This is a genomic window from Thioclava sp. GXIMD4215 (assembly GCF_045291555.1).
Classification (GTDB): domain Bacteria; phylum Pseudomonadota; class Alphaproteobacteria; order Rhodobacterales; family Rhodobacteraceae; genus Thioclava; species Thioclava litoralis.
In genome coordinates this window covers 785,752-808,296 of sequence record NZ_CP149515.1, presented here as the reverse complement: position 1 = coordinate 808,296, position 22,545 = coordinate 785,752, and the positions used below count along the sequence as shown (strand labels likewise).

Annotated in this window: 28 protein-coding genes; 15 read left to right on the top strand and 13 right to left on the bottom strand. The window is 60.7% G+C overall.

Annotated features, from left to right (window positions below):
- A complete protein-coding gene (locus WDB86_RS03925; protein WP_406736687.1) occupies positions 1-1,203 on the top strand; it encodes an FIST N-terminal domain-containing protein in 1,203 nt (400 codons plus the stop codon).
- Entirely contained in the window at positions 1,200-3,437 is a 2,238-nt protein-coding gene (locus tag WDB86_RS03920) for a PAS-domain containing protein (protein WP_406720691.1), read from the top strand. Before WDB86_RS03925 ends, WDB86_RS03920 begins: the two co-directional genes overlap by 4 nt.
- Before the next feature lie 115 nt (positions 3,438-3,552).
- Here the strand turns inward: WDB86_RS03920 and WDB86_RS03915 are convergent, their stop codons facing one another.
- A complete protein-coding gene (locus WDB86_RS03915) occupies positions 3,553-4,518 on the bottom strand; it encodes a zinc-binding alcohol dehydrogenase family protein (protein WP_406736686.1) in 966 nt (321 codons plus the stop codon).
- A 76-nt stretch (positions 4,519-4,594) separates the two neighbouring features.
- Between WDB86_RS03915 and WDB86_RS03910 the strand changes: the two genes are divergently transcribed.
- Entirely contained in the window at positions 4,595-5,077 is a 483-nt protein-coding gene (locus WDB86_RS03910) for a MarR family winged helix-turn-helix transcriptional regulator (protein ID WP_406736685.1), read from the top strand.
- A gap of 193 nt (positions 5,078-5,270) precedes the next feature.
- Here WDB86_RS03910 and WDB86_RS03905 read toward each other — a convergent pair whose 3' ends face one another.
- Positions 5,271-6,149: a LysR family transcriptional regulator gene (locus tag WDB86_RS03905; protein WP_406736684.1), complete on the bottom strand. Its 879-nt coding sequence runs from the start codon at positions 6,147-6,149 to the stop codon at positions 5,271-5,273.
- A gap of 93 nt (positions 6,150-6,242) precedes the next feature.
- Here WDB86_RS03905 and WDB86_RS03900 point away from each other — a divergent pair, with 93 nt between their 5' ends.
- Positions 6,243-7,178 (top strand): AEC family transporter, encoded by a 936-nt coding sequence (locus tag WDB86_RS03900; RefSeq protein WP_339107248.1) that lies wholly within the window; start codon positions 6,243-6,245, stop codon positions 7,176-7,178.
- Positions 7,179-7,446: 268 nt separating this feature from the next.
- Here WDB86_RS03900 and WDB86_RS03895 read toward each other — a convergent pair whose 3' ends face one another.
- The 9 genes from WDB86_RS03895 to WDB86_RS03855 all read right to left on the bottom strand — a co-directional run bounded on the left by WDB86_RS03895 (position 7,447) and on the right by WDB86_RS03855 (position 11,673).
- Positions 7,447-7,665: a hypothetical protein gene (locus tag WDB86_RS03895; RefSeq protein WP_339107249.1), complete on the bottom strand. Its 219-nt coding sequence runs from the start codon at positions 7,663-7,665 to the stop codon at positions 7,447-7,449.
- Entirely contained in the window at positions 7,662-7,868 is a 207-nt protein-coding gene (locus tag WDB86_RS03890; RefSeq protein WP_339109504.1) for a cold-shock protein, read from the bottom strand. The genes WDB86_RS03895 and WDB86_RS03890 overlap by 4 nt, the downstream gene beginning before the upstream one ends.
- 707 nt (positions 7,869-8,575) lie before the next feature.
- Positions 8,576-8,851 (bottom strand): pyocin activator PrtN family protein, encoded by a 276-nt coding sequence (locus tag WDB86_RS03885; RefSeq protein WP_406736683.1) that lies wholly within the window; start codon positions 8,849-8,851, stop codon positions 8,576-8,578.
- Positions 8,852-8,878: 27 nt separating this feature from the next.
- On the bottom strand, positions 8,879-9,196 hold the full coding sequence (locus WDB86_RS03880) for a hypothetical protein (protein WP_406736682.1): 318 nt from the start codon (positions 9,194-9,196) through the stop codon (positions 8,879-8,881).
- Positions 9,193-9,528 (bottom strand): hypothetical protein, encoded by a 336-nt coding sequence (locus WDB86_RS03875; protein ID WP_406736681.1) that lies wholly within the window; start codon positions 9,526-9,528, stop codon positions 9,193-9,195. The genes WDB86_RS03880 and WDB86_RS03875 overlap by 4 nt, the downstream gene beginning before the upstream one ends.
- A gap of 132 nt (positions 9,529-9,660) precedes the next feature.
- Entirely contained in the window at positions 9,661-9,936 is a 276-nt protein-coding gene (locus tag WDB86_RS03870) for a DUF2312 domain-containing protein (RefSeq protein WP_406737013.1), read from the bottom strand.
- A gap of 189 nt (positions 9,937-10,125) precedes the next feature.
- A complete protein-coding gene (locus WDB86_RS03865) occupies positions 10,126-10,275 on the bottom strand; it encodes a hypothetical protein (protein WP_406736680.1) in 150 nt (49 codons plus the stop codon).
- A gap of 180 nt (positions 10,276-10,455) precedes the next feature.
- Entirely contained in the window at positions 10,456-10,641 is a 186-nt protein-coding gene (locus WDB86_RS03860) for a hypothetical protein (RefSeq protein WP_339112922.1), read from the bottom strand.
- 387 nt (positions 10,642-11,028) lie between these two features.
- A complete protein-coding gene (locus WDB86_RS03855) occupies positions 11,029-11,673 on the bottom strand; it encodes a S24 family peptidase (protein ID WP_339112921.1) in 645 nt (214 codons plus the stop codon).
- A 351-nt stretch (positions 11,674-12,024) separates the two neighbouring features.
- Here WDB86_RS03855 and WDB86_RS03850 point away from each other — a divergent pair, with 351 nt between their 5' ends.
- Genes WDB86_RS03850 through WDB86_RS03835 form a run of 4 tightly spaced genes read left to right on the top strand, consistent with a single transcriptional unit; the run spans position 12,025 to position 13,740 of the window.
- Complete coding sequence (locus tag WDB86_RS03850; RefSeq protein WP_406736679.1) at positions 12,025-12,378, top strand: hypothetical protein; 354 nt, start codon at positions 12,025-12,027, stop codon at positions 12,376-12,378.
- Between the two features lie 5 nt (positions 12,379-12,383).
- A complete protein-coding gene (locus tag WDB86_RS03845) occupies positions 12,384-12,578 on the top strand; it encodes a hypothetical protein (RefSeq protein ID WP_406736678.1) in 195 nt (64 codons plus the stop codon).
- Positions 12,578-13,507: a hypothetical protein gene (locus WDB86_RS03840; RefSeq protein ID WP_406736677.1), complete on the top strand. Its 930-nt coding sequence runs from the start codon at positions 12,578-12,580 to the stop codon at positions 13,505-13,507. The genes WDB86_RS03845 and WDB86_RS03840 overlap by 1 nt, the downstream gene beginning before the upstream one ends.
- Positions 13,507-13,740 carry a hypothetical protein gene (locus tag WDB86_RS03835; protein ID WP_339112798.1) on the top strand — a complete coding sequence of 78 codons (234 nt, stop codon included), beginning with the start codon at positions 13,507-13,509 and terminating at the stop codon, positions 13,738-13,740. The genes WDB86_RS03840 and WDB86_RS03835 overlap by 1 nt, the downstream gene beginning before the upstream one ends.
- A gap of 53 nt (positions 13,741-13,793) precedes the next feature.
- Here WDB86_RS03835 and WDB86_RS03830 read toward each other — a convergent pair whose 3' ends face one another.
- Positions 13,794-14,027 carry a hypothetical protein gene (locus WDB86_RS03830; protein WP_406736676.1) on the bottom strand — a complete coding sequence of 78 codons (234 nt, stop codon included), beginning with the start codon at positions 14,025-14,027 and terminating at the stop codon, positions 13,794-13,796.
- Between the two features lie 320 nt (positions 14,028-14,347).
- On the opposite strand from WDB86_RS03830, the gene WDB86_RS03825 reads away from it, so the two are divergent.
- From WDB86_RS03825 to WDB86_RS03810, 4 genes are all read left to right on the top strand, one after another.
- Complete coding sequence (locus tag WDB86_RS03825; protein WP_406736675.1) at positions 14,348-14,806, top strand: DUF1937 family protein; 459 nt, start codon at positions 14,348-14,350, stop codon at positions 14,804-14,806.
- Entirely contained in the window at positions 14,806-15,516 is a 711-nt protein-coding gene (locus WDB86_RS03820) for a hypothetical protein (protein WP_406736674.1), read from the top strand. The genes WDB86_RS03825 and WDB86_RS03820 overlap by 1 nt, the downstream gene beginning before the upstream one ends.
- Before the next feature lie 147 nt (positions 15,517-15,663).
- On the top strand, positions 15,664-16,242 hold the full coding sequence (locus WDB86_RS03815; protein ID WP_406736673.1) for a hypothetical protein: 579 nt from the start codon (positions 15,664-15,666) through the stop codon (positions 16,240-16,242).
- The gene (locus WDB86_RS03810; protein ID WP_406736672.1) at positions 16,239-16,913 is read left to right on the top strand and encodes a hypothetical protein; all 675 of its coding nucleotides are present in this window, start codon (positions 16,239-16,241) and stop codon (positions 16,911-16,913) included. Before WDB86_RS03815 ends, WDB86_RS03810 begins: the two co-directional genes overlap by 4 nt.
- A gap of 117 nt (positions 16,914-17,030) precedes the next feature.
- Here WDB86_RS03810 and WDB86_RS03805 read toward each other — a convergent pair whose 3' ends face one another.
- Entirely contained in the window at positions 17,031-17,279 is a 249-nt protein-coding gene (locus tag WDB86_RS03805; RefSeq protein WP_406736671.1) for a hypothetical protein, read from the bottom strand.
- 107 nt (positions 17,280-17,386) lie between these two features.
- On the opposite strand from WDB86_RS03805, the gene WDB86_RS03800 reads away from it, so the two are divergent.
- The 3 genes from WDB86_RS03800 (at position 17,387) to WDB86_RS03790 (ending at position 22,545) form a co-directional block, all read left to right on the top strand.
- On the top strand, positions 17,387-18,091 hold the full coding sequence (locus WDB86_RS03800; protein WP_406736670.1) for a hypothetical protein: 705 nt from the start codon (positions 17,387-17,389) through the stop codon (positions 18,089-18,091).
- Positions 18,092-18,280: 189 nt separating this feature from the next.
- Entirely contained in the window at positions 18,281-18,946 is a 666-nt protein-coding gene (locus WDB86_RS03795) for a DUF1441 family protein (RefSeq protein ID WP_406736669.1), read from the top strand.
- Between the two features lie 2 nt (positions 18,947-18,948).
- On the top strand, positions 18,949-22,545 hold the full coding sequence (locus WDB86_RS03790) for a terminase gpA endonuclease subunit (RefSeq protein ID WP_406736668.1): 3,597 nt from the start codon (positions 18,949-18,951) through the stop codon (positions 22,543-22,545).

Genomic DNA, 22,545 nt, shown 5'->3' with positions numbered 1-22,545 from the left:
ATGCTGTCCGCTGCAATAGAACACAGGCGCATCGAAGGCGCTTTGATGCCGCTGACCGCCTCTGTGAGTGCCGATGCAGCGCGCCCGTTACAGGCGCTGTCCGAAGAACTGGGCGCGGGGCCCTTCGCGCTGATGCTGCTGTTTTGCAGCCCGCAGGCGCAGATCGGCAAGATCGTCGCGGAGGCCGAGGGGCTGTTTTCCGGCTCTGTTGTGGCGGGCTGCACGACAAGCGGAGAACTGACCCGCCACGGCTATAGCGAGGGGCAGATTCTGGCTTTTGCCTTCCCGCAGGAGGGGTTCGAGGTCGAACCGGTGTTGGTGTCCTCGCTGGCACGCGAAGATGCGCGCCAGATCATCGAACAGATCACCAACCGGCGGCAGGCGATGGCCCTGCGCGAGGGGGCGGGGCCGAATGAATTCGCTCTTTTGCTGGCCGACGGGACCAATGCCCAAGAGGATGCGCTGCTGAACACGCTGTCCGGCGGTCTGGGGCCGGTGCCGGTTTTCGGCGGCTCGGCGGGCGATGGGGGGGCGGCGGGGCAGACCTGCCTGTTCCTGTCGGGCAGGCTCTATCAGGATGCGGCCATCCTGCTTCTGGTGCGCGCCCATGCCAGCTTCCGGATGTTTTCGGTGGACCATCTGGTGCCCACGGGGCGGCGCATGGTGGTTACGCAGGCAGATCCTGCCCGCCGCGCCGTGCTGCGGATCAATGACGAACCTGCCGCTGCCGAATATGCCCGACTGCTCGGGGTTGCCGAGAAAGATCTGTGCCAGTTTCTTTTTTCAATCAACCCTGTGCAGGTGCGTGTGGGCGGGCGCTATTACGTGCGCTCTATCCGTGAATGCAGCGAGGATGGCGGGCTGGTGTTTTTCTCGGCGATTGATCGCGGATTGGTGTTAACGCTTGCGCGTCCGCAGAATATGGTGCGTCATCTGGAAGATGAACTGGAGCGTCTCAGTCAGCCCGCCGCACCCGGTCTGATTTTGGCCTTCGATTGTATTTTCAGACGTATAGAGGTCGAGGGACGGCAGATTATGCAGCCCGTATCCGATTTGTTGCGGCGCTATAATGTGCAGGGGTTCTCCACCTATGGCGAGCAGTTCGGAGCGATGCATGTTAATCAGACTTTCACCGGCATCGCGTTTTACTCTCCCTTGGGGCGCGGGCCTCGGGGCCAAGGGGAGGAAGAGGAGAGAGTATGACGGACCGGATGCCGGACCAGCTTGCAGCATCCCTGCTTGGGCCCGGTGATGACATTCTGCGACAGAACGAGAAGCTGCTGGCGATTGCCTCGGCATTGATCCGCCATGCGGAATCGTCTCGTGGTGACAGCGAGGCAGGATATGCGCAGTTCGAACGCGCGGCCCTTCTGGAAGATCAGGTGCGCGAACGCACGCGGGATCTAGAAAAGGCGCTGGATCTGCTGAACATGTCGAATGCGCGGCTGGCCGAGGCCAATCGCGAAACCGAATCTGCCCGCCAGAATCTGGCCTCGGCCATCGAGACGGTGCAGGAGGGGTTTGCCCTGTTCGATGCGCATGAACAACTGGTGATGTGCAATACCCGTTTCAACGCGCTGCTGATCGATATTCGTGCCGATCTCAAGCCCGGCCTCGGCTTTCTCGACTATCTCGATCTGGTGTCGGCCTCGTCGCATCTGCATTTGCCGGCAGGCATGACGCGGGCGGACTGGGTGGCGATGCGCCGCAAGCGCCATGACGAACATCACTTCATCTTCAATCAGGAGATGGGCGATGATCGCTGGATCCAGGTCAGCGAACACCGGACCCGCGATGGTGGTACGGTGATTTTGCAGACCGAGGTGACCGATCTGATCCGCCGCGAACGCGAAGAGCGCGGGCGGCTTCTGGATGACCAGACACGGATCTTGCAAGCCACGCTGGAACATCTGAAGCTGGGTGCCTGTATCTTTGACGCGCGGTTGCGTCTGTTGGGGTGGAATGAACGGCTGGCAGAGCTTTTGCTGTTGCCGCGCAATCGGTTGCGGCGCGGGATGCAGTTCGATCTTTTGCTGGAACAGGTGCGCGACCAGTTCGTTTTTCCGCATGGTCTGTCGGCTTACCGGCTGGCGGATTGGGTGCGGCGCGCGCGGCGGCGCGACAATTTCCAGATGGAGCTGACGCGCGAGGGCGGGCAGGTCTATGACCTTTACGCGCAGGAACTTCCCGATGGTGGCTTCGTGATGTCACTGACCGATATCACCGCCGAGCGGCAGGCCATCAGCGAGTTGAGCCGCGCCAAGGATACGCTTGAGGCGCGGGTGATGGAGCGGACGCTCGAGCTTGAAGACGCGCTGTCACGGGCGGAACGGGCCAATGCCTCGCGCGCACGGTTTGTTGCCGCCGCCAGCCATGATCTTTTGCAGCCGCTCTCCGCCGCAAAGCTTTATATGGCCTCGCTCAGCGACGAGACCATGTCCCCGCTCGCGGCAACAACGCTGGAAAAGGCGCAGAATGCGCTGCTATCGGTCGAGGGAATTCTTTCAGCGCTGCTGGATATTTCACGGCTCGAGGCCGGTAAGGCGGCTGTGCATCCCGGTCCGATCCCGCTGGCCCCGATGTTCCGCGCGCTGCGCGACGAATTTACGCCCATTGCCGAGATGAAAGGTTTGCAGCTTTTGATCCGCGACACGGATGCGGTTGTGGTGTCCGACAACACCTATCTGCGCCGTATCCTGCAAAACCTGATCTCCAATGCGATCCGCTATACGCCCAAGGGACGGGTTCTGGTCCGCGCCCGTCACCGGCGTGGCGCGGTGCGGGTGGAGGTGCGCGATAGCGGGCCCGGCATTCCCGATGACGAACAGGAGCTGATCTTCCGCGAATTCCATCGGGTCAATGCCAAGGCCTCTGCCTCGGAGGGGATGGGGCTCGGGCTTGCGATTGTCGAGCGGGCCGCGGCCTTGCTGAGCCATCCGCTGACCCTGCGTTCGCAGTTGGGATGTGGTGCGACGTTCAGCGTCGAGATTCCTCTGGCCCGCAAGGACAGCCTGCCCAAACCGGCGGCCGATCTTCTGGCCTATCATGCCAGCGAACCGGATAGCCGGGAACAGACCGTCCTGCTGGTCGAGAATGACGCGGAACTGTCGCGGGCGATGGTGCAACTGCTTGAAAAATGGGGCATCAATGTGCTTGATGTGTCAAGCGCCGAAGAGGCGTTGGAGCTGATCGCCGATACGGGTGTAGAGCCGGATTTCTGGCTGGTGGATTATCAGCTTGGCGAAGGTATGAACGGGGTCGAGCTGATCCGCATGCTGCGTCAGCAGCAGGGGGATATCAAGGTGCGGCTGGTGACGGCCAATCGTTCCTTGGAACTGATGAAGCAGGCCGAGGCCGAGAAGATCACGATTCTGCCCAAGCCGATTGTCCCTGCCGCTTTGTCGGTGTTTTTCTCGGGGTTGGAGCAAGGGCGCTAGGGGCCCGTGAGGGGCGTGCCCCGTCATCTCCTGCCAAGGCACGGCGCCAAGCGAGGCGGGGTATGGTGCCAGGGCCCGCAGGAAGCAGGCCCTGTGCGATATTGGATCGGTCGGCTTACACCGTTTCCGGGAATGTGATGACCTGCCGCATATCCGAACCGGTATCGGCCCATGCTTTGCGCAACGCGCTCAGGGGATGGGCCTGTGTCGGTATACGGATCCCCGTGTCTGCGGCAAGCTGTAGCATCTCGCCGATGGCGGCGATGATTTTCGGGGTCGGCACGCTGCCAAGGCCGCTGCCCATCAGCTCGATCGCGCAAGAGCGCAGCCAGCCGCCGGGAAGGCTGATTTCGGCCCCGCTTTGCGAACCGATCTGTACGAAGCGCCGGCGCTTCTCATGAGGGAGCGCATGGCTTGCCGCCTCAAGGAGCGCGCGCGCCGACGGGCCCCAGAGATAATCCAGAATGACATCCGCCCCCGTATCGAGCGCCGCCGAGAAGGTCTTCTGCATCGTAGCGGCATCTTCGGTCAGCTGTATCGTCTCATCCGCCCCAAGCGTTTTGAGATGGGCCAGTTTCTGGGCATTGCGCCCTGTCGCGATGATGTGGCTGGCCCCGAGATGTTTGGCAATCTGCACCGCAAGCATCCCCGATGCGCCGGTGGCCCCGTTGATCAGCACGCTTTCGCCCGCATGCAGGCCCGCACGTTCCTTGAGCGCGATCCAGGACGACATACCCGGATTGGCGAGCGCCGCGGCGCTGATATCGTCAAGCCCGTCGGGCAGTGTGACACATTGCAGGCGGGGCACGGCCACCTGTTCGGCCATTGCCCCGAACGGCGCGGCGGGAAAGGCAAAATAGACCCGCGTGCCATCTGGCAGGGTGCCGACCCCGTCGACACCGGGAATAAACGGGTAATGCCCATCGAAAGAGTAATGCGTGCCGGATGCACGGGCGCGCACAAGCTGGCTGATGGCCGCCGCGCGGACATGTACCAGAACTTCGCCGTCCTTGCAGGAAGGAGCGTCAAACGTCGAGGCTTCAGGTGGCTGGCCCAGTTGGGTGACAATGGCGGCTTTCATGAATCTCTCTTTCGATAGATGAATATATGTGTATTATGCAGGTAATTCACGCGGCCTGAGAGTGTCAATGAGAAACGTGCATAATACACATATGTCGGCAGAAATGCGGCAGCTTCACGGGGCGGTTCTGGATATCGTGGCGGTGATGAACCGCCCGCAGCATGATGGAAAAATGGTCGAGGCCGCAGGGATCAAGCTGGATCGGGCATTGTTTCCTTTGCTGGTTCTGGTCGAGAGGCTGGGGCCGATTGCCTTGGGCGAACTGGCGGACAGGGTCGGGCGTGACCATACGACAATCAGCCGTCAGGCCGCCAAGCTGGAGGCACTGGGGCTGATCCAGCGTCAGGCTTCGCGCGATGACCGGCGGGTACGCGCGGCGGTCATTACCGACGCGGGACGGCAGATGACGGACCGTATCGATGCGGCCCGCGAGGCCATCATGCGCCGCACGTTGACGGGGTGGTCTGGGGAGGAGGTGGCGGCATTGGTGACGTTGACCCGTCGTTATGCGGATGCGATGCTGGAACAAAGTGCGCGGCTCGCCGATCCGCAGGACTAGGGACGGTTTTGCTGGGGGGCTTTCATGCCGGTTCTGCGGTATGGGCCGCGATCCACAAAGGCGCATTGTTGAAGCATGCGGGAGTGCGGGCTTGATCGCCGTTTCACATGGTCCTCAAAGCGCTTTGAGGGCCCGTGCTGCGGGTCGTGTTTCCCGCGTTGCGCCAGAATATTTTCTGCACAACGCATTGGAATTAAATGTTTATGTTTTGTGCAAGTGTGATAAGCGGCGCTAGAGCGGCATTGTCCGCATCGCGACGGGTCTTGAGCACGACGGACAGATGTGGAGGCTGGAAAAGCGGGCGCATCACAACCTCCGCCCCTAGCTGGTCGCAGATGGAGGAGGGCACCAGCGCCACCCCCAGATCGGCAGCGATCAGGCGCAAGACGGTGTTTTGCAGCTTTGGCTCCAGCGTAAAATGCGTTGGAAGTCCTGCGCGAGCCAGAAATTCGGTGATTGCGTGACGCAAAACGGCCACCGTCTGGTCGGGGGCCGCAATCAGCGGCTGCGCCTTGAGGTCTTCGGGATGGATGATCGCGCGCTTGGCCAGCGGATGCGTGGGGCAACACACGAAGCTGAGCGTGTCACGCATCACCTCCACTTCGTGCAGCGCGGGCGTCGTGCGACCGGCGAAGGTAATCCCCGCATCCAGAACTCCTGAAAGCAGCAGATTTTCGATCTCGCCGGGCGTTGTTTCTTCCAGTCGCACACGCACATCGGGGCGGAGCGCGGTATAGGCGCGCAGCAGGTTCGGCACAAGCCGGTGCGCAGCATGCATCATGAAGCCCAGACGCAACTCTCCCTTCAGCCCTTCGCCGACAAGGCGGGCATCGCGGCAGGCATCCTCGAAACTTGCCAGAACCTTACGGGCATCTTCCAGAAAACGTTGTCCCGCCGCGGTCAGGCGGGTCTGACGGGCGCTGCGATCCACCAACACAGTGCCGATATCCCGTTCGAGATTGGCAATCTGTCGGCTGAATGGCGGCTGCGTCATGTTCATCCGCGCGGCCGCCTGCCCGAAATTCAGGGTTTCACCAAGGGCCACGAAAAGCCGCATATGCCGTGTGTCCATACCTTTTTGGTATCCTGAGCGTATTTGATATGGATTGGATTATATCGGTCAGCCTTTCTAAAAAGAACCCGTTTTTAGTAACGGAGCCCAATCATGTTGGCGAACCTTCTTATCGTGTTGCCTATCTTTGCCCTGATCCTCACCGGATGGGTCGCGCGCAGGAGCGGGGCATTGGGGCCGAATGCCACGCGCGAGGTCAATCGCGTGGTGGTCTATCTCGCGCTGCCCGCCCTGCTTTTCGATATTATGGCCAAGGCGGATCCGGCGCAGATCTGGCAGCCTGGGTTTATCCTCGCCTTTGGCGCGGGCTGTCTTGTGGTGTTTGCTGGGACCGTTTTGTTGCGCAAGTGGCAGGGCACCGCTCTGGCCGATGCCGCGATTGACGGGCTGAATGCCGGTTATGCCAATACCGGATTTATCGGATTTCCCCTGATCGCCGCCGTGATCGGGCAAGACGCTCTTGGGGTGACACTGGTGGCGACGATCATCACTGCCTGCGTGTTATTCGCGATTGCGATCGTGCTGATCGAGGTGAGCACGATGGAGGCGGCGCGCCCGTCGCAAATTGTGTTCCAAACCGTTTTGAAACTGGTGAAAAACCCGCTTCTTATCGCGCCGGTTCTGGGGTTGGTCTTTATGGCGGGGCATCTGCCGATGCCTCATGCGCTTGATACCTATCTCAAGCTGATGGGAGGCGCGGCCTCACCCTGTGCACTGATCGCTTTGGGCCTGTTTCTGGCCGAGAATGCGGGGCGTGCCCCCAAGGCCGGAAAGCCGATGCAGATGACGCTGGTGCTGCTGAAACTGGTAAGCCAGCCTTTGGTCACATGGATTATCGCGGTGCCGTTGCTGCATTTGCCGCTCCCTATGGCATCTGCCGCTGTGATTCTGGCGGCTTTACCCACCGGAACCGGCCCGTTCATGCTGGCGGAATTCTATGGCCGCGAAGCGCTATTGACCGGCCGTGTGGTCTTGATCTCTACGGTGCTATCCATCGTAACCCTCTCGGCCTGTCTCGCATTGTTCTGATTTGTCACCTCCCACGCAGGGAAGGCACAGAGGCCCGCATCAATCGGGCCTTTTTGCTGCAAAAAGCGCTTTGGCAAGGCGTGACCCAAGCGTTGTAGGGAGCTTCTCCCTTGTTGCCGGTGGTGCGCGTGCCAGCCCGATATGCAAGCTGCCATAGCAGAAAACCGCAATAACAGGACGTTTGCGGTGGGAGGTATATGATATCGAAGGGAGGACGGGGAGGGGGGGGGGGGCAAACACCCTCGCCAGAGGCCGATGATGAACAGAATTAATTCTGGCTATCACGGGTAAGGCGGGCGGCCTTGAGCCGCGCCGTCTTCTCGATACGTTCTAACGTCTCTTCATCCATGATGCTGCGGAACGCTGCATCGGTCTTGTCCAAAGCGCTCACAGGCTTGCGTGAAGCATCGCCTGAAAGTGGCTTTTGCACCGATGCCGCGTCTGTTGCATCAGAGATTTTCTTGAAGAGATCGTCAGTGCGACTCAAACGAGTTCAAGATTAACAGCAGATTCGCGACCGTCGCGACCGGCTTGCAGTTCGAAGGTCACTTTCTGACCGTCTTTCAGGCCTTGCAGACCCGAGCGCTCTACTGCCGAGATATGCACGAAAACGTCTTTCGCGCCACCTTCGGGCTCGATGAAACCGAAACCTTTAGTGCTGTTGAACCATTTTACGGTGCCGTTGGCCATATCCGTAGTCTCCAATTTTAAAATGCTGCCCGCGATATGCGGCAACTCGGCGAAAGTCGATCCAAGTCGATCAGCCGAGACCGCGAGACCGCGGGGGCAGAATTTCGAAGAGAAAAGCAATAGCCGCCCAAACATGAAGCGCGCGATTGGAATTGGCAAGTAAAATTTTTGATGGCGTGCGAAATTGGCACGGGTTTGACATGTTCGCGCCTGTCCATGTTTTGCCATATGGCAGGGGCGCATTGCGACAGTGTCGGCGGTTCCGGCCTTGCAGGAAGAATTTCCCATGTTTTCAAGAAATGGTCGTGTTTTGCCGAGGCCCTTTACGCGGCTTTGGCCGTTCAAAACCGAAAGAAACGCAACACTCTTGCCGTCTCGCATTATTCGGACTTGTGCGGTATAGACCGCTGACCCATCGCGGCAGCGCCGTTGTGAATGGGGGCCATTTGCTGAAACCCCGTGCTGCAATTTGCTGAAATTCAGCAGATGCAAAACGGATATCAACAAGACCTACTGTAAATAAACGAAAATCTTGCGGGATGATATGACAGAACAAGGCCTGAACAAACCTGATTTTATTCATAAAAACAGTAGCTTTAGGCTCTCTGTGGCACCGATGATGGATTGGACGGCGTATCTGAATTAAGAAGCCAGATCAGCCACTTGCGATCTGGCTTTCTTATTTTAGCAAAATTTAGCAAACGAAATCACCGTGCGAGGGCCTTTGCCTCCCGTCTTGCGGCTTCAGCCTTGTCGTCAATGTAAGCTGCCAGATCGGTAAGATGAACCATCTTGGCGCCCTTTTGGCTGCTTTCCATTCGAACCAAAGGGAGCTCGATATCGCCGCTTCCAACCTTGCGGAGAAATGCCGGCAGAGTGAGTGGCGCAAAGAAATCCTTGCACACCGTTTCTGCCGAGATCATCGCTTTGCCTTCGTATTGTGCCATCAGGAGCCATACGGTGCTTAGGCCTTGCTTTCCCATCTATCTCTCCAGTTCCCGATAATCTTCTTACCGCTCCAGCCGCTTCCGGCTCAATACCTCGATCTCGCCTGACAAAGCTCGGATCACGTCAATCGCGCGCGGGCGGCGGAGTTCTTCGGCGATCAGGCTGACCATAGCCGCGCCAAGGGCGACGCCTTTCGTCGGCCTGCGGGGCGTTGCGGTGATGATGATGGGCTGGTGCGGTGCGGTTTCGGGGCGCTCAGACAGAGTGCTGCGAGTGGCATCCCAAGGGGCACGGGGAAGGCTGACATCGCGGCGGCTGAAATCGACTTTGCCAAGCCCGTCGGGGATAGTGACGATCCGCTTCTCGGTGCTGCGCATCATGCGGCTCCTTTCTGGCTGAGGGCCGCGCGACCGGCGGCGGTATGGCCCTTGCAGCGGCCACCACAGAGCCCGACCTGCGGGCAAAGCTCTTCCATCGTCAGATCATGGGCTCGGGCCGCTGCGCGGAGCGCCCCGATACGATCGGCCTCGCTCGGGTGGCCCATGATGAAGAAAGGGCGGTTCTTGCTGATCTGCTCGTGATAGTCGTCTGCTGCCGCCGCGAGCTTGCGTCTGGTGGATGCGGTCATCGCGTTTCCTTTCATGATGGTCGGCGGACGCAGCGGGCCTCCGAACTGGTAGCTGCGTCCGCCTGTCCGGCGCGCGTGGGACACGCCGAATTCCTGAACTTGGGGCAGAGCCTGATAGGCGCTGGCCGAAGCTCGGGATCTTAGGGCGGCGCTGGTGGGTATTAAGCACCGCCCCGTATCGGGCCCCGGGAGGAAAGGGGGTGGGGCCGGATGCTGTCAGTCCATCCCGAGCGCTTGCTTGTAGATGTCCATGATCGCCTCTTCCTCGGCGATGTCGTTCTTGTCGCGCTTGCGCAGAGCGATGATCTTCTTGATGACCTTGGTGTCGTAGCCGCGGGCTTTGGCCTCGGCCATCACGTCCTTCTGCTGCTCGGCGATATCCTTCTTCTCGGCCTCGAGACTCTCGAATTGCTCGATGAACTGGCGCAGCTCGTCGCCGGTCACCTGATAGGCCTTGTCCTCTGCCGTTTTAAAATCGGCATCGGCTTTCATGGGTGGCTTGCCTGCGTTCGCGCGGCTGATGTTATGGGCCGAGCGGGCGAGGAAGTCGGGAGTCTCGGTGTCTTGGGGGATTGGCGTCATGGCGTTCACGGCGGGGGCTCCGGATGAAAAAGGCCGGGCGGTGGCGAGCAGCGCACCGCCCGGCAGTTGGGTTGCGAGCAGTGAAACAGGCAACCGATCTCAGAAAGCGGAGTTCTCGGCCTGCCATCGGGCGCAGGTGGTCTGCGCGATGGGGTCGAGGTAGGTCAGCAGGATCAGGAGAGCCGCGCAGGCGCAGACGATGCCCGCGAGGGGCTTCCGTGAGTGTTTGGCTTGGTAAAACGTCTGCATAGCGCGGCTCCATCCTGTGGGGCGGCAGGATCATGTGTCGCTGCCGATGGGGTGAAAGAAAGGCCGGGCGGTGGCGAGCAGCGCGCCGCCCGGCAGGTGGGTTGCGAGCAGTGATCAGGCAACCGAATGAGGGCAGGGCTTCCTGTGGAACGCCGCGGTGTGCGGCAGGAAGCACCGGTGTCAGGCGGCGTCTTGCGGGCCTTGCTGTGTGGGGGCAGGCATCGTGTGAAGGCTGAAGGCGCAGCTCTGGCCGCGATCAGCTTTCATCAGGGCCCAAGCACGGCGGCGGGCAAGGGGCGTGGCGCGGCTGGCGCGAACGGGATCGGTGATAAGGGCCACGGCCCAGCGGGAGGATAGGGATTTCATGGTCAACTCCATCGGTTGTGATGAGTTGAATATGATGGGCAAAAATGATCACGTCAAGCATCAGTGAGCATTTATGATCATTTATTTTGACGCGCCGTTTGCGAATCGGCATGGTGGCCGCATTGATCAGCGCTGCTGGGGAGCATATTTGACCGCGGAGATCATGCGAAGGCAGACGAAAAAGCCCCGCATGGGGCGGGGCTGGAAGGCGCGACGTTAATTGAGTGGGGTAAGGTGAAGCTCCATAACCCGCTCTTGGCCGATATTGTTTCTGCTGGGGCGTGGCGCCTCATGGAGGCCAAATGCAAGGACGAAGAGCTTTAGGATGTATTGCGTAACGTTCTCAAGCTCAGGTTTGAGCGTGCGGGAAAGATAGGCGCAACGGGATCAGCGTTGTCTTTTCACGAACTCTGCGGGTAGGTGGAGCCGAACAGGCGTTGCCCAGAGCACGTCGGTATTATGCCGGTTCTCGCCGGTGGGGTTGATCGAGGTGAGGTGGAACTTGCCTTCCTCAGAGCCGTATTTTAGGTGCTTTACCCACGCCTTGCCATCGGGCGTGGCCACGATGCATTTGCGGTTGATGGCCTCGACTGGCACGCCTTCATGCGTCTGCCGCGTGAAGAACAGAATGTCGCCCTCCGAATAGACCGGCTCCATGCTGTCCCCGACGACGCGCACAGCGGCGATCTCTTCATCTTTGAGGTTTTCGGGTACGCCGATCTCTTCTCTATGGCTACCGTTTTCAACCTCGTCAAAAAGGTCGACGTGCGCCCCTGCACCGACCTCACCCACAATACTGATGCTCTTGGCGCTATCGGAGAAATCCTGGGCGATGATGCGCTCGACGGAGAGGCCAAGCTGTAAAGCGATGCTTTCCGCATTCGCGCGTCGAGGGGACTTTACCTCTCCGCTGATGATTTTTCGAATGGCGGACTTATTCAGTCCAGCTGCGGCGCTGACCGTGGCCGGATACACGTCCGGGTGCTGATCAAAGTATGCGCGGAGCCCTGCCGCGAATGGATCTTCATGCATGCATGCATTCTCCGCGAAAACGTAGATTACTGCGATGAGCAAAAATGATCTTGCTGATGTGATCAAAAATGATCATATTGCGATTTATGGATCAGACCCCAGACAATCACCCGCTGCCTGTAGAGCTTACTGCCGCATTCATTGCGGAGGTGCGCGTTTACGCTGATGGCATCGGGCAGACTCCTCAAAACGTCTTGCGCAAAGCGATCAGGGCCACATGGGGGACTTGGGAAGATTGGTGTGCCAGTCGTTCCTATCCGGGCTTCGAGCGCGCTGAGCGTGTGCTTGCCTATATGCGCGCCAATCCGGTGTCTGATCTTTCGCAACCGCAACGTAAGGATGTCGCCTGACATGTCTTCTTCCATTCAATTGATCTCGTCGCAGTCTGGGCCGGTGCCCGCTGAAAAGTCCCATTCCAAAGTTTTGCCGTCATCAGGCGGGCGAGGGCGGGGCCGTGCCGCATTGCGCCGCGCGCATTGCTGGCATTTCGACCCCGTGCCTTATCGCGCGGCATTTGCCATGCGGTGGTCGGTCTTCCTGCGCGAGATGTTCCAGTCGCGCGAGGATGTGGCGGCGGCGTTCGGCGTGACCTTTGGCACGGCGTGCAACTGGTGGGACGGTCTGAACCGTCCTTATGGTGATCATGTGGCGCTGGCGGCGCTGGCGTGGCCCGAAGACTTCGCCCGGCTGATGGCTGCGGAGTAATGAACATGAGCCGCGCCATATTCACAGATACCTCTCTGCGGCGCGGATGCGCGGCGATGATCGCGCAAAATCCGGCCACGCTGTTTCAGCGCGTGGAACCGCTGGAAGCGGTTGTGAACACTGTTGCGGGGGCCAGTGGTGGCCGGAAAGCCCCCGCGCCAATTCTCAAACAAGCTGCCGTTATGAAAGGGGCCAAGTGATGGGCGACGGAATGATGACGCTGGAAGAGCTTACCCGCAGCGTTGAGGCGCAGCGCAAGATCTTGGGCAATATGACCTCGCTGATCAGCATTGGCGAGACGATGTTGAAAGAGGGTTGGGACGTGGCGTTCCAGCTTTCGAGTGTTACGGGGGCCTCGATCCATGTGGCGTTTGACGGGCCGCGCGAGGATGCGCCAGAGGCGGTGCAGCCGTCACCGGAAGACGCGGCGAACAACTTCAGCAAGGCGTTTCTGTTTTCAACAATTGCTAAGATCGCTGAGCTGCATGGGGGAGGCGAGCACGTTCCGGGCGGGCCGGATGTCATTGGCCAGCGCGGGCCGGAGATTGTCAGTCTTCCTACCGAAGTGCCTGCCGATGATGATACGAAGGTTTTGGCGGAGGTGGCTGCGCCCGTGCCTGCGGTCGAACCGATTCCAGTCGATGCCGAGGATTACCGGACTGGCCCCTACACGGATGGCGAGCTGGAAAAGTTGACCCAGCTCTATGGTGCGGGCAAGACGGTACCGGAGATTGCCAAGGTGCTGGGTCGTCGCAATCAGTCGGTTGGTTCGAAGATCAAATACATGCTCTCGAATGGCCAGCTGGCAAATCGCGAGGCCGCACCGGCTCCAGCGCCCGTCGTGGCCGAGCCCGAGCCGGTCCTCTCGCCTGAGGCGTTGTCTTATCTGGGCAAGCTGAAAGGGCTCAAGGCCGATCCTGCCTTTGACGCGGTGACCGAGTTGGCGATGTGCAAGGCGCTGTTGGACGGCCAGCAACAGAACATGGTCGCCGCCGACCTGGGCGTCGATGGCAAGGCCATGATGAAGCGTTTTCGGCTGATCTGCGGATCGGCTATCGGGACGGGTAAGATGGCAACCGAGGCCCTGATCGAGGCGCTGCAATATCGCGCAGATCTTGAGGTGGCGTGATGGTCGAGAGAACAGTCGCCGCGCCGCGCCGCCCGCAGGAAGCGCGCACCACGGTTTCCGCCAAAGTCTTCGATCACACCACTGGCGCCGAGGTCGAAGTGTCGATGTCGCAGCGCGGGTTCGTGGTGCGGGTGATCGAGGGCGATGGAAAGCCCGAGGCCTTCGCTGCGCTGAGCGTTCCGCAGGCGCGTTTGATCGCCCGCAATATCCTCGAATTCGTGGGGGATGAGTGATGGAAATGCTGGTTGTAGATAGCCCCGCCCATGTTGGGGCGAGGCTGATGGTGTCAGAACAGCGAACCCTGACCGTCGTTGCTGGCCCGATTCTTCGTGTTCATGGCTTTGATCGCAGAAGACACGCGGGCAGTATTTGTGCCCAACATTGCGGCGATATGGTGGATGAAATGTCCCTCGGCACGAAGCTTCCGCGCGGTATTTCGCTCGGCTCGTGTCAGGTAGGGGCGTTTGTAGTTGATATCGTTCAGCGGAACGCCATAAGGCGTTTCCTTAGGTTTTGTCATGTGTTCTCAAACCTCGTGGCAAAGCGCGCGGCACCTCTTTTGAGTGGTGGGTGTCGTGCAAGTGTTTCCCGGCTACTAAGCGCGGTCGGGCAGCGCTATGGGACGGTTTGTTGGAGCAAACCGTCCCGCATAACTTTTGGATCGTCTCAAAAGTCGCTTTCGTCAACTTCAATGTTCGCTTTGCGCAGAGTAGTGGCTCTGGTAAATACCGCTTCGTGCAAGCCTACATATTGTGTCTGCTTCTGCATATTGACACATTATAAAGAATTTCGCTCGTTTTGCGATTCGCTTTCTGTCTTGCAATTTCTAGAGGTGACAGCATGAGCGCCCCGTTTGATGACTGGGCCGCTCTGTCGCGTTCGGCCATGCCGCTGGATTGGTCCGGCCCGATTGTCTTCGGGGTCGGGCCTGCGGATGTGGTGGGCCATGCGGGCGGGAGGCCGGTCTATGTGGCCTCGCCGCTGCGGCTGTGTCTTTGCCAGGTGCCGGAATATATGGTGCTGGTTGCCGCGCGAGCCTGCGCCGAGCTGTCGCGCATGGGCGTCTGGGCGATCTCGCCTGTGGTCCTTGGGGCCGCGATGCTTGAGGTCGATATGCATCTCAAAATCAATGAGCCGGTCGGTTGGGCCAAACAGGTCGCCGGTCTCCGCAATGCGGCGGGCGCAATCTGGGTGCCTGCCTGTCCTGGCTGGGCAAGCTGCCCGCAAATCTGGGCCGATGTGCAATGGGCTGCCTCTCATGGGGTGCCCGTCATGGTCGAAGCGAAAGGGGTGATGTGATGACTGACCTTTGGAACGAAGAGGGTTATCTGCCCGAGCCACCGATTGAGGCGCATGTGTCGCTGAATACCTTCGAGCAGATTGAGATGCCGATCGACTGGCTCTCGGAAGAATGGGCGCTCGGGCTGTCGCATGCCGCCCTCGGTATCATGTTCCGGCTTTATAGCGCCTCGATCCGGCAACCTACTGCGGGGTCGTTGCCCGGCTGCCCTGATCAGATCTGCCGCTTGGTGGCGGGCCTCGATCGCGGCGATGATATCGCAGAAGCGCTGGCGCTCTGGCCGGTGCATAGCGATGGCCGCCGTTACTGGGCGCGCTGCGTTCCCCTGATCGAAGCAGCATGGGGGCGGCGTAAGGGCAAGGCCTCGAAGGACGCCCTGCGCAAGCGGCGGCAGCGGCTGGGCGAGCAGCTTGTCAAATGTGGCCTGTCGCAGGACGGTGCTGCCAATCGTGATGTGCAAGACATGGTTCTGGCCGAGCTTGGCGATGACCGTCTCGAGCTTCGGCTTGTCCATGATGCTGCCTCGCGCGCGGGGATCATCGGTCCTGTCCGGAAACTGTCCGCGGACACAAACGGACAGTCCGTGGACAGTCACAAACTGTCACGCGTGACACTTTCCGGACAGTCACGGGACAGTCACGGGACAGTCCGTGGACAGAGTTCGGACAGTCCGTTTGTGTCCGATGCGGTGAATTCCACAAGATATTGATTGGACCTGTTCTGGTTCGCTTTTTTTTGCCCGAAAACTGTCACGCTTTTTTCCGGCCTGAATAGAGAAGATCAGATCAGAACCCCCTTACCCCCGTGACAGTCGAAAGTGCCCGAGCGGGGAATGGTGAGAGAAAGGAGAGGCGACATGGACAGTGCAGAACAGGCAGCCGGTGAGAAGCGTGTGCGGATGGTGCTTTTCGAGCCGCTCTTGCGGCTGGGGCTTGGGCGGCCTTCGACCGTAACCAAGGCAGGTTTTGAGGAGATGATCGAGGAAGTGAGCGGCAAGCTCGCCTACATGTCCGAGATCAATCTCGACGCGCTCAAGGAAGAGATCGTCGCGCATCCGGGCGGCACCCGTGAGGACCGGATCTGGGCAGGGCCGCAGATCCTGAAGAAGGCCGCCGAGATCGATCCGCCCGAAGAGACCGGTAGCCCGTTGATGCGCGCGGTCTTTGCCAGCGGCATGGGGCGCGAGGCGCTGCGCGATGGCTGGGCGCCCGAGCTGCGCCGCGCGGTCAAGGATACCCGCCGCTGGCCCAATGCGTTCGCCGCCAGTCAGCTGCGCGAGAAGGCGCGGGAGAACCTGCGCCGCCTGATGCTGATCGAGGAGAATATGGCCGCGGGCCGGCAGGTCTCCGATGACGACATGGCCTTCCGCCACCGGCGGCAGGTGGCGATGAACCAATGCGAGAAAATCGCGAAGCTGGCAGGGGCAGAGCAATGATGATGACGGATGTGCGGCGGGACCGGATCGTAGCGGCGGGGCCTCGGGTGATGAGTGTGCGCTCGGCACTGGAATGGGCCTTCGGGCCGGAGAATGCGCGGATGGATTTCGACCATAGCGGGGCGCATGAGTTCGATCGCGTGGGTGTCTCGCCCGAATGGCGGATGATGCAGCAGGCCAAGCTCGGCTGCCGCGTCGATGGGGGTGGCGCTTGCCCTGCGCCGCATGTGCATCCCGACGCGGCGATGATCGCGGCAGCGGTCGAGGCGCTGGAGCTGAACCCGATGTTCGGGCGCGACATGGCGGTGCTGGTGGCCACGCATGCGCGGGCAGGGACTGCGCCGGATTGGCGGGGATCGGCGCGCCGTCATGTGGTGCCGGTTGGTTGGGATTTCGACGAAGATGGGAACCAGACAGCATCGGTGCAGAAGGGGGAAGTTTGGGCCTATCGCCATCCGACCTGCCGTAACCGCTTGAAGGTGCGCTCCAAGTTCTGCCCTGTTTCTTATATTGGCGGTGGAGCTGACACCGCCGCGCGCCGTAGGGCCTATCTTGATTGGTATGGTGCCCTTCTAGAGGTGTCGATGCAGTTGCGTCTTCCGGGCTATTTGGACACGATCCAAGTCACCTCGACACTGCCTGTGCTCTCTCCGTGGAAAATTGGTTATTGACTGCATAAGTAAACTTTGACAATCTGCCAGCACCACACGAGCGCCCGAAGGTTGAAAGACCTCGGGCGCTTTGTTTTTGTGGATCTCAAATAAGTCCCTGCACCGAAGCCAAGGAAATTACAGGCACATGAACATGAGTTCGCTTGTATAATCTGCGACGGTTCGAGTGGAAGCGGGCTCAGCTTTCTTCCCAGTTTTTGCACAAATACGCTGTGCCTCTGCAAGAGCTGCTGTTGAAGCTTCTTGCTGGTTTGCTAGTTGGGAAACTTGGATCTTTACGCTCGCGCCATTGTAGTCGGACACAACCGGAGTCGCGGGTACACAGGCAGCGGTAAAAAGCGGCAAAGCGAGGACGAGTTTTTTCATAGAGAATCTCCGAGTTTAAACAATCAGAGGCTATCCTCACGCAGCCGTGAGCTTCAAGCCCTAGATGTATCGAGATTTTCTGAAGTGAGGGCGCGCAAGTGTTCAACATGTCCTATGATCAGAAGGATCTTGAACGGGGTCTGCTCTCGGTCGAAAAGGAACAGGTACCCTACGCCACGATGCTGGCGCTTAACGAGACCGCGAGCGACGTGCTCAAGCATGTGCAGGATCGGATGGACGTGGTCTTCGACCGTCCGACCAAGTTCACGAAGAATGCGTTTCAGGTCTGGCGGGCGACGAAGAGCAATATGAGCGCCGCCGTTCAGGAGCGGCCTTCGGTCGGCTCCCGGCATTATCTGAAGCGGCAGGAGACAGGCGGAGCGCGTGGCCAGACCGGCGTCGAGAAACTGCTCGCTGGGCGGCTGGCCTATGACGGGTTGATCGCGGCGGCGCTGCCAGCCTCTGGGGCCAAGCTCGATAGCTATGGAAACTGGTCACGGGGCGAGCGGAACCAAGTTCTGTCGCAGTTGATGGCGCAGCGCGATAGCCGGTCGAACGAGACGGATCGGTCGCGCAAACGCAAGGGCTCCAAGCGGGCCAGCTATTTCGTGCCGAAGAATGGCGGGCTCAGTCCTGGCGTTTGGCGCCGCGATCGCTCGGGCGAGATCGCGCCGGTCCTGACCTTCGTCGATGCGATGCCGCACTATGACAAGCGTCTCGGGTTCTATGATGGGGCGCAGGAAGTGTTCGACGCCCGCTTTGCCGAGAACTTCCGCGTGGCATTCGCGAAGGCGATGGCCACGCGCAGGTGAAACTCCGGCCTGACCATCGGGTCGGGTGGCAATAGTCGGCCCCGACAAAAATGGCCCATGGCATGGGTCCTTCCGGCGATTTTTACGCATGCGGGTAATTCGCGCCCCGTTACATCCACCTGTTTCTGGGTTTCGGAGAGGTGGGGTTGGGGTTGTTGTTGTTATTCTTGAGGTTGGAGGGAGTGTCCGATGGATACGCTTGTCACGCTGACGGATGGGAGCGTGCTCGATACCGCGCTCTATCCGCTGCCCGACGGGCTGTCGGATGGGGTGATGAACCGCGCACAGCTCGCCATTGCTTTCAATGTCTCGGAGAACTCGGTTACTAAATGGGTCGGCCAAGGCATGCCGGTGCTGACCGCCGGTCAGAACGGGGTGTCTTACGAGTTCCAGCTCTCGCATTGCTATGCCTGGCGGATGGCGCGGGACGAACAGAGCCGCGCGACCAAAGCCTCGCGCGATGCGCATGCGATGCAGGCCTCGCTCGCCTTCCGTAACCTCGACAGCGAGCAGGAAGAGGAAGAGGGCGGGCTGACCGCCAAGCAGCTGCGCGAATGGTCGGAAGCCGAGTATCACCGCAACCGCGTGGCCGAGCAGCGGGGCGAGCTGGTGCGGGCGGTCAAAGTCTCCGAGCTCTTGGAAGATCTGATCGGCGTGGTGGCCACAGCGCTCGGCACGATGCCCGACCATCTCGAGCGCGATCTCGGGCTAGGGGTCGAGGAGGTCTCGAAGGTCGAGGCCCGCTGCGATCAGGTAGTGATGAAAATGCGCAACATGATCGATCTCTCGATCATGGGCACGGGGCAGGTGACAAGCTTCGCGGATTACAGCGAACAGCAGGACATGGGGCTTTAAGTATGGTCGAGATGATGGATCGCGGGGCCTCGGTGCTGAGCATCCCGCCGCTTCCGGCATGGATCCAGCCGCGCGAGCTCTTGGCCGATGCGCTGCCGCTTCTGGATCCTCCCTCGCGGATCTCGGTGACCGATGCGGCCGAGAAGTTCATGCAGGTGCCGATCGGGACCGACTGGTCGCGCTTTGACCGCTCGGTTGCGCCCTATATGGTCGAGCCTGCCGATATCACCCAGTCGCGCAAGTTCAAATCGGTCTGTTTCGTGGGGCCTTCGCAATCGGCCAAGACCACGATGCTGATCACGGTGGCGGTGCATTCGGTGATGTGCGCACCGGCACCGGTGCAGATCATCCATATGTCGAAGCCCGATGCCGATGCCTGGGTAGAGGAAAAGCTCGATCCGATGATCGATAACAGCCGGGACGTTCGGGATCGTCTTGGCCGCGCCCGCGATGACAGCACCTTCTCGCGCAAACGCTTCAAGGGGATGCGACTGACCATCGGCTACCCGGTGGCGCGCCAGCTGTCCTCGCGCTCGCAGCGGCTGGTGCTGCTGACCGATTACGATCACATGCCGCAGGTGTTGGGCCCGAAAGACGCGCCCGAGGGCAGTCCCTACGGGATGGCACGTCAGCGGATTCGGTCCTTCATGTCGCGCGGCTGCGTGCTTTTGGAAAGCACTCCGGCCTTTCCGGTGACTGACGAGACATGGAAGGCGGGGCCGCAGAACCCGCATGAGCTGCCGCCCGTCTCAGGGGGGATCGTGCGGATCTATAATGAGGGCACGCGGGGGCGGTTCTATTGGGAGTGCCGCGAGTGCGGCGATCTCTTCGAGCCGCATTTCAAGCTCCTCAAATATGATGAGACGCTCGAACCGGCTGTGGCCGGCGCCAAGGCAGAGATGGGCTGCCCGCATTGCGGTAGCCTCTACAGCCATCGGCACAAGAACGAGATGAACCGCCAGATCCTCAAGGGCCGCGGCGGTTGGCTGCATGAGGGCGCGACCATTGGCGCGGATGGCAGGCGGGCGCTGGTGACGATCGATGATCCGGATCTGCGCGCGACCGATGTGGCGAGCTATTCGCTCAACGGGGCAGCGGCGGCATTTGCCAGTTGGGAGGGGCTGGTGACCTCTTACGAGCTGGCACTCCGGCAGGTCGAACAGTTCGGCGATTATACCGAACTTAGCCGCGTCTACTTCACCGAGCGCGGTGAACCTTATCTGCCGAAGGGCACCCAGATCGAGGGCGAGCTGACGGCGACGATGCTTTCGGAAAATGCCGTGCGTCTCGATAAGCGCGTTGCACCGGGCTGGGCCCGCTTCATCACCACCTCGGTCGATGTGCAGGGCAACCGTTTCGAGGTGCTGGTCATGGCATGGGGGGCGCAGGGCGAGCGGATCATCATAGACCGTTTCGCGATCTCGCAGCCGCCGGATCACGCGCCCAAAGCGCGCAACGAGGACGGCCAGTATCGCGCCGTTGATCCCGGTCGTTATGCCGAGGATGCGGATGCGCTCATGGCTCTGGCGGGCCGCGTCTATCCCTTGGAAGGTCAGCCTTGGGGGCTGACGTCCTGTGCCATTGCCATCGACTTCAACGGGCCTGCTGGCTGGTCGGATAATGCCGAGAAGTTCTGGCGCAAGCGCCGTTCGGCCAATGATGGGGATCTGTGGTTTCTGTCGGTCGGACGTGGTGGTTTCCACCAGTCGGACCGGGTCTGGTACGCCTCGCCCGAGCGGGGATCGAAAGGCAAGAAAGCCCGGTCGATCAAGCTGCTGAACATGGCCACCGACCGGTTGAAAGACTCGGTCATGGCGGCGATGGGGCGGTTCGAGCGCGGCTCTGGCGCCCAGCACACGCCCGACTGGCTGGAAGAGGATCACCGCAATGAGCTGGTGGCCGAGCGTAACCGCCCCTATGCGGCGCGTGGTCGCGATGTGGTGGTGGCCAATGTGGTGGGCGAGGGGATCGCCCCCTCGATCCGGATGGAGGGGACCGCCACGGATGAACCGGGCAAGGCGCGGCTGTCCTTCAAGAACTGGGCGGGCGGCATCATCGAGGAGTTCACCGAGAAGCTGATCGCCCGCACCGGCTTCACCTTCGCGCCCTATCAGTGGTGTTTCCAAGCCTCGGATGCGAAGGCGGTCATCGAGGAGATGGTGGCGGCAGAGCCGAACATCACGTTGCGCCTCGGCGAGACGCTGCTGGCGACCGGCGGGCGGCAGGCCGCCTATGCCGAGGGTATGATGGCCAGCGCGCTTGATGCGCGCGGTGATGCGATCGACTTCATCTCGACCTCGGGCGATGCCTATTTCGCGTCTGTCTTCATTGACGCCAGCTATGACGGTGCTCTGATGAAGATGGGGGGCGTGCAGACACTGATCGGGCGCGAGGGCGGGGCCTATCGCCGCGAGCCTTATGGCGGGGTGCTGGCCGAACTGCACACGACCACGCGCAGCTATGATGTGGTCGATGCGCGCGGCGATCTCACGCCCTATGGCGGGTGGAAGCCGATCGAGGTCGAGAACCAAGCCGACCGCCGCTCGATGGCAATGGGCTTCCGCAACATGGTGACCAATGTCGCAGGCGCGAACAATCTCGGCTTCCCCGCGCCGCCCGGTTATGACCGCACCGATTTTCTCGATGTGATCGAGCGGGCCAAGGCGGGGACCATGGGCTTTATGGATCGCGAGCACGGCTATGACCCGATCTACCGCGTGACCTATGATGCGGCCTTGGCCGAGCAATACATCACGGGCTTTGCCGATCTTGTTCAGAAGGACCGTGAGGCGCGTTGGCTGCGCTCGGATTTTGCCCAGTCGGGTGATCCGGCTGTACTTGCCAACCTGATGGCGGTACCGGGCAAGTTCTCGACCAATGGCTCCGACATTCGCGGGCCGCTGGCGTGGGAATACGGGTTGGCCTCCGAGGCGCGGCGGCAGAAGATCCGCGAGCAGCTTGCCTATCGCGAGCTGGGTCGCCTCCACACGCTGCAGAATGATAGCGAGGTGCCGCAGGCCACCCGCGATCTCTTCGCGCCGTGGGGGCTTTGTGCGGACGAATGGCAGGAGAATTATACGCTCGTGCCGGGCTGGCCGCCCGAAGTCTATCAGCGCCACGGGCGTCGCCTTGTCGGTCAGGCGACCATGGACATGTGGAGCAACGCCTATCAGACGAACTGGCCCGATCAGATCGCGGTGGGCAGCTACTTCATGGACAGCAAGGCCAAGTCGCAATTCGCCACGCCCTATGGCGGGACCGAGTTCGAGGGGCATTATGACGTGCAGCCCTTCTATGACGCCAATGGCTACGAGATCCGCGCCGATACTTACAAGATCTTCGGCGTGCCTCTGCGCGCGGTCGTGCCGCCGGTGGGCGTCTGCGACAACCTGATCGTGGCTTGGGGGATCAGTGCGACTGAGGTCGCCTATTCCGCGATCCGGCTGGAGCCGTTCTTGGCTGCCGTTGGTGAGGCTTGCGGCCATGTGGCCGTCGCCGCGCTGGATGCGGGCACAGATCCCGCGCTTATCCCCTATGCGCCCGTGCGCCAGCGTCTCGATGATGCTGGCCTGACAATCTATCGCTTTGACCCGGAGTAA

Coding starts and splice junctions, on each gene's coding strand:
- WDB86_RS03870 (WP_406737013.1), bottom strand. CDS start 9,936: ATGAAAGCCGATGCCGATTTTAAAACGGCAGAGGACAAGGCCTATCAG.
- WDB86_RS03855 (WP_339112921.1), bottom strand. CDS start 11,673: ATGCATGAAGATCCATTCGCGGCAGGGCTCCGCGCATACTTTGATCAG.
- WDB86_RS03860 (WP_339112922.1), bottom strand. CDS start 10,641: ATGAAATCCCTATCCTCCCGCTGGGCCGTGGCCCTTATCACCGATCCC.
- WDB86_RS03850 (WP_406736679.1), top strand. CDS start 12,025: ATGTCTTCTTCCATTCAATTGATCTCGTCGCAGTCTGGGCCGGTGCCC.
- WDB86_RS03835 (WP_339112798.1), top strand. CDS start 13,507: ATGGTCGAGAGAACAGTCGCCGCGCCGCGCCGCCCGCAGGAAGCGCGC.
- WDB86_RS03795 (WP_406736669.1), top strand. CDS start 18,281: ATGGATACGCTTGTCACGCTGACGGATGGGAGCGTGCTCGATACCGCG.
- WDB86_RS03900 (WP_339107248.1), top strand. CDS start 6,243: ATGTTGGCGAACCTTCTTATCGTGTTGCCTATCTTTGCCCTGATCCTC.
- WDB86_RS03805 (WP_406736671.1), bottom strand. CDS start 17,279: ATGAAAAAACTCGTCCTCGCTTTGCCGCTTTTTACCGCTGCCTGTGTA.
- WDB86_RS03890 (WP_339109504.1), bottom strand. CDS start 7,868: ATGGCCAACGGCACCGTAAAATGGTTCAACAGCACTAAAGGTTTCGGT.
- WDB86_RS03880 (WP_406736682.1), bottom strand. CDS start 9,196: ATGATGCGCAGCACCGAGAAGCGGATCGTCACTATCCCCGACGGGCTT.
- WDB86_RS03800 (WP_406736670.1), top strand. CDS start 17,387: ATGTCCTATGATCAGAAGGATCTTGAACGGGGTCTGCTCTCGGTCGAA.
- WDB86_RS03915 (WP_406736686.1), bottom strand. CDS start 4,518: ATGAAAGCCGCCATTGTCACCCAACTGGGCCAGCCACCTGAAGCCTCG.
- WDB86_RS03840 (WP_406736677.1), top strand. CDS start 12,578: ATGGGCGACGGAATGATGACGCTGGAAGAGCTTACCCGCAGCGTTGAG.
- WDB86_RS03830 (WP_406736676.1), bottom strand. CDS start 14,027: ATGACAAAACCTAAGGAAACGCCTTATGGCGTTCCGCTGAACGATATC.
- WDB86_RS03815 (WP_406736673.1), top strand. CDS start 15,664: ATGGACAGTGCAGAACAGGCAGCCGGTGAGAAGCGTGTGCGGATGGTG.
- WDB86_RS03790 (WP_406736668.1), top strand. CDS start 18,949: ATGGTCGAGATGATGGATCGCGGGGCCTCGGTGCTGAGCATCCCGCCG.
- WDB86_RS03810 (WP_406736672.1), top strand. CDS start 16,239: ATGATGATGACGGATGTGCGGCGGGACCGGATCGTAGCGGCGGGGCCT.
- WDB86_RS03920 (WP_406720691.1), top strand. CDS start 1,200: ATGACGGACCGGATGCCGGACCAGCTTGCAGCATCCCTGCTTGGGCCC.
- WDB86_RS03825 (WP_406736675.1), top strand. CDS start 14,348: ATGAGCGCCCCGTTTGATGACTGGGCCGCTCTGTCGCGTTCGGCCATG.
- WDB86_RS03845 (WP_406736678.1), top strand. CDS start 12,384: ATGAGCCGCGCCATATTCACAGATACCTCTCTGCGGCGCGGATGCGCG.
- WDB86_RS03820 (WP_406736674.1), top strand. CDS start 14,806: ATGACTGACCTTTGGAACGAAGAGGGTTATCTGCCCGAGCCACCGATT.
- WDB86_RS03865 (WP_406736680.1), bottom strand. CDS start 10,275: ATGCAGACGTTTTACCAAGCCAAACACTCACGGAAGCCCCTCGCGGGC.
- WDB86_RS03905 (WP_406736684.1), bottom strand. CDS start 6,149: ATGGACACACGGCATATGCGGCTTTTCGTGGCCCTTGGTGAAACCCTG.
- WDB86_RS03925 (WP_406736687.1), top strand. CDS start 1: ATGCTGTCCGCTGCAATAGAACACAGGCGCATCGAAGGCGCTTTGATG.
- WDB86_RS03885 (WP_406736683.1), bottom strand. CDS start 8,851: ATGGGAAAGCAAGGCCTAAGCACCGTATGGCTCCTGATGGCACAATAC.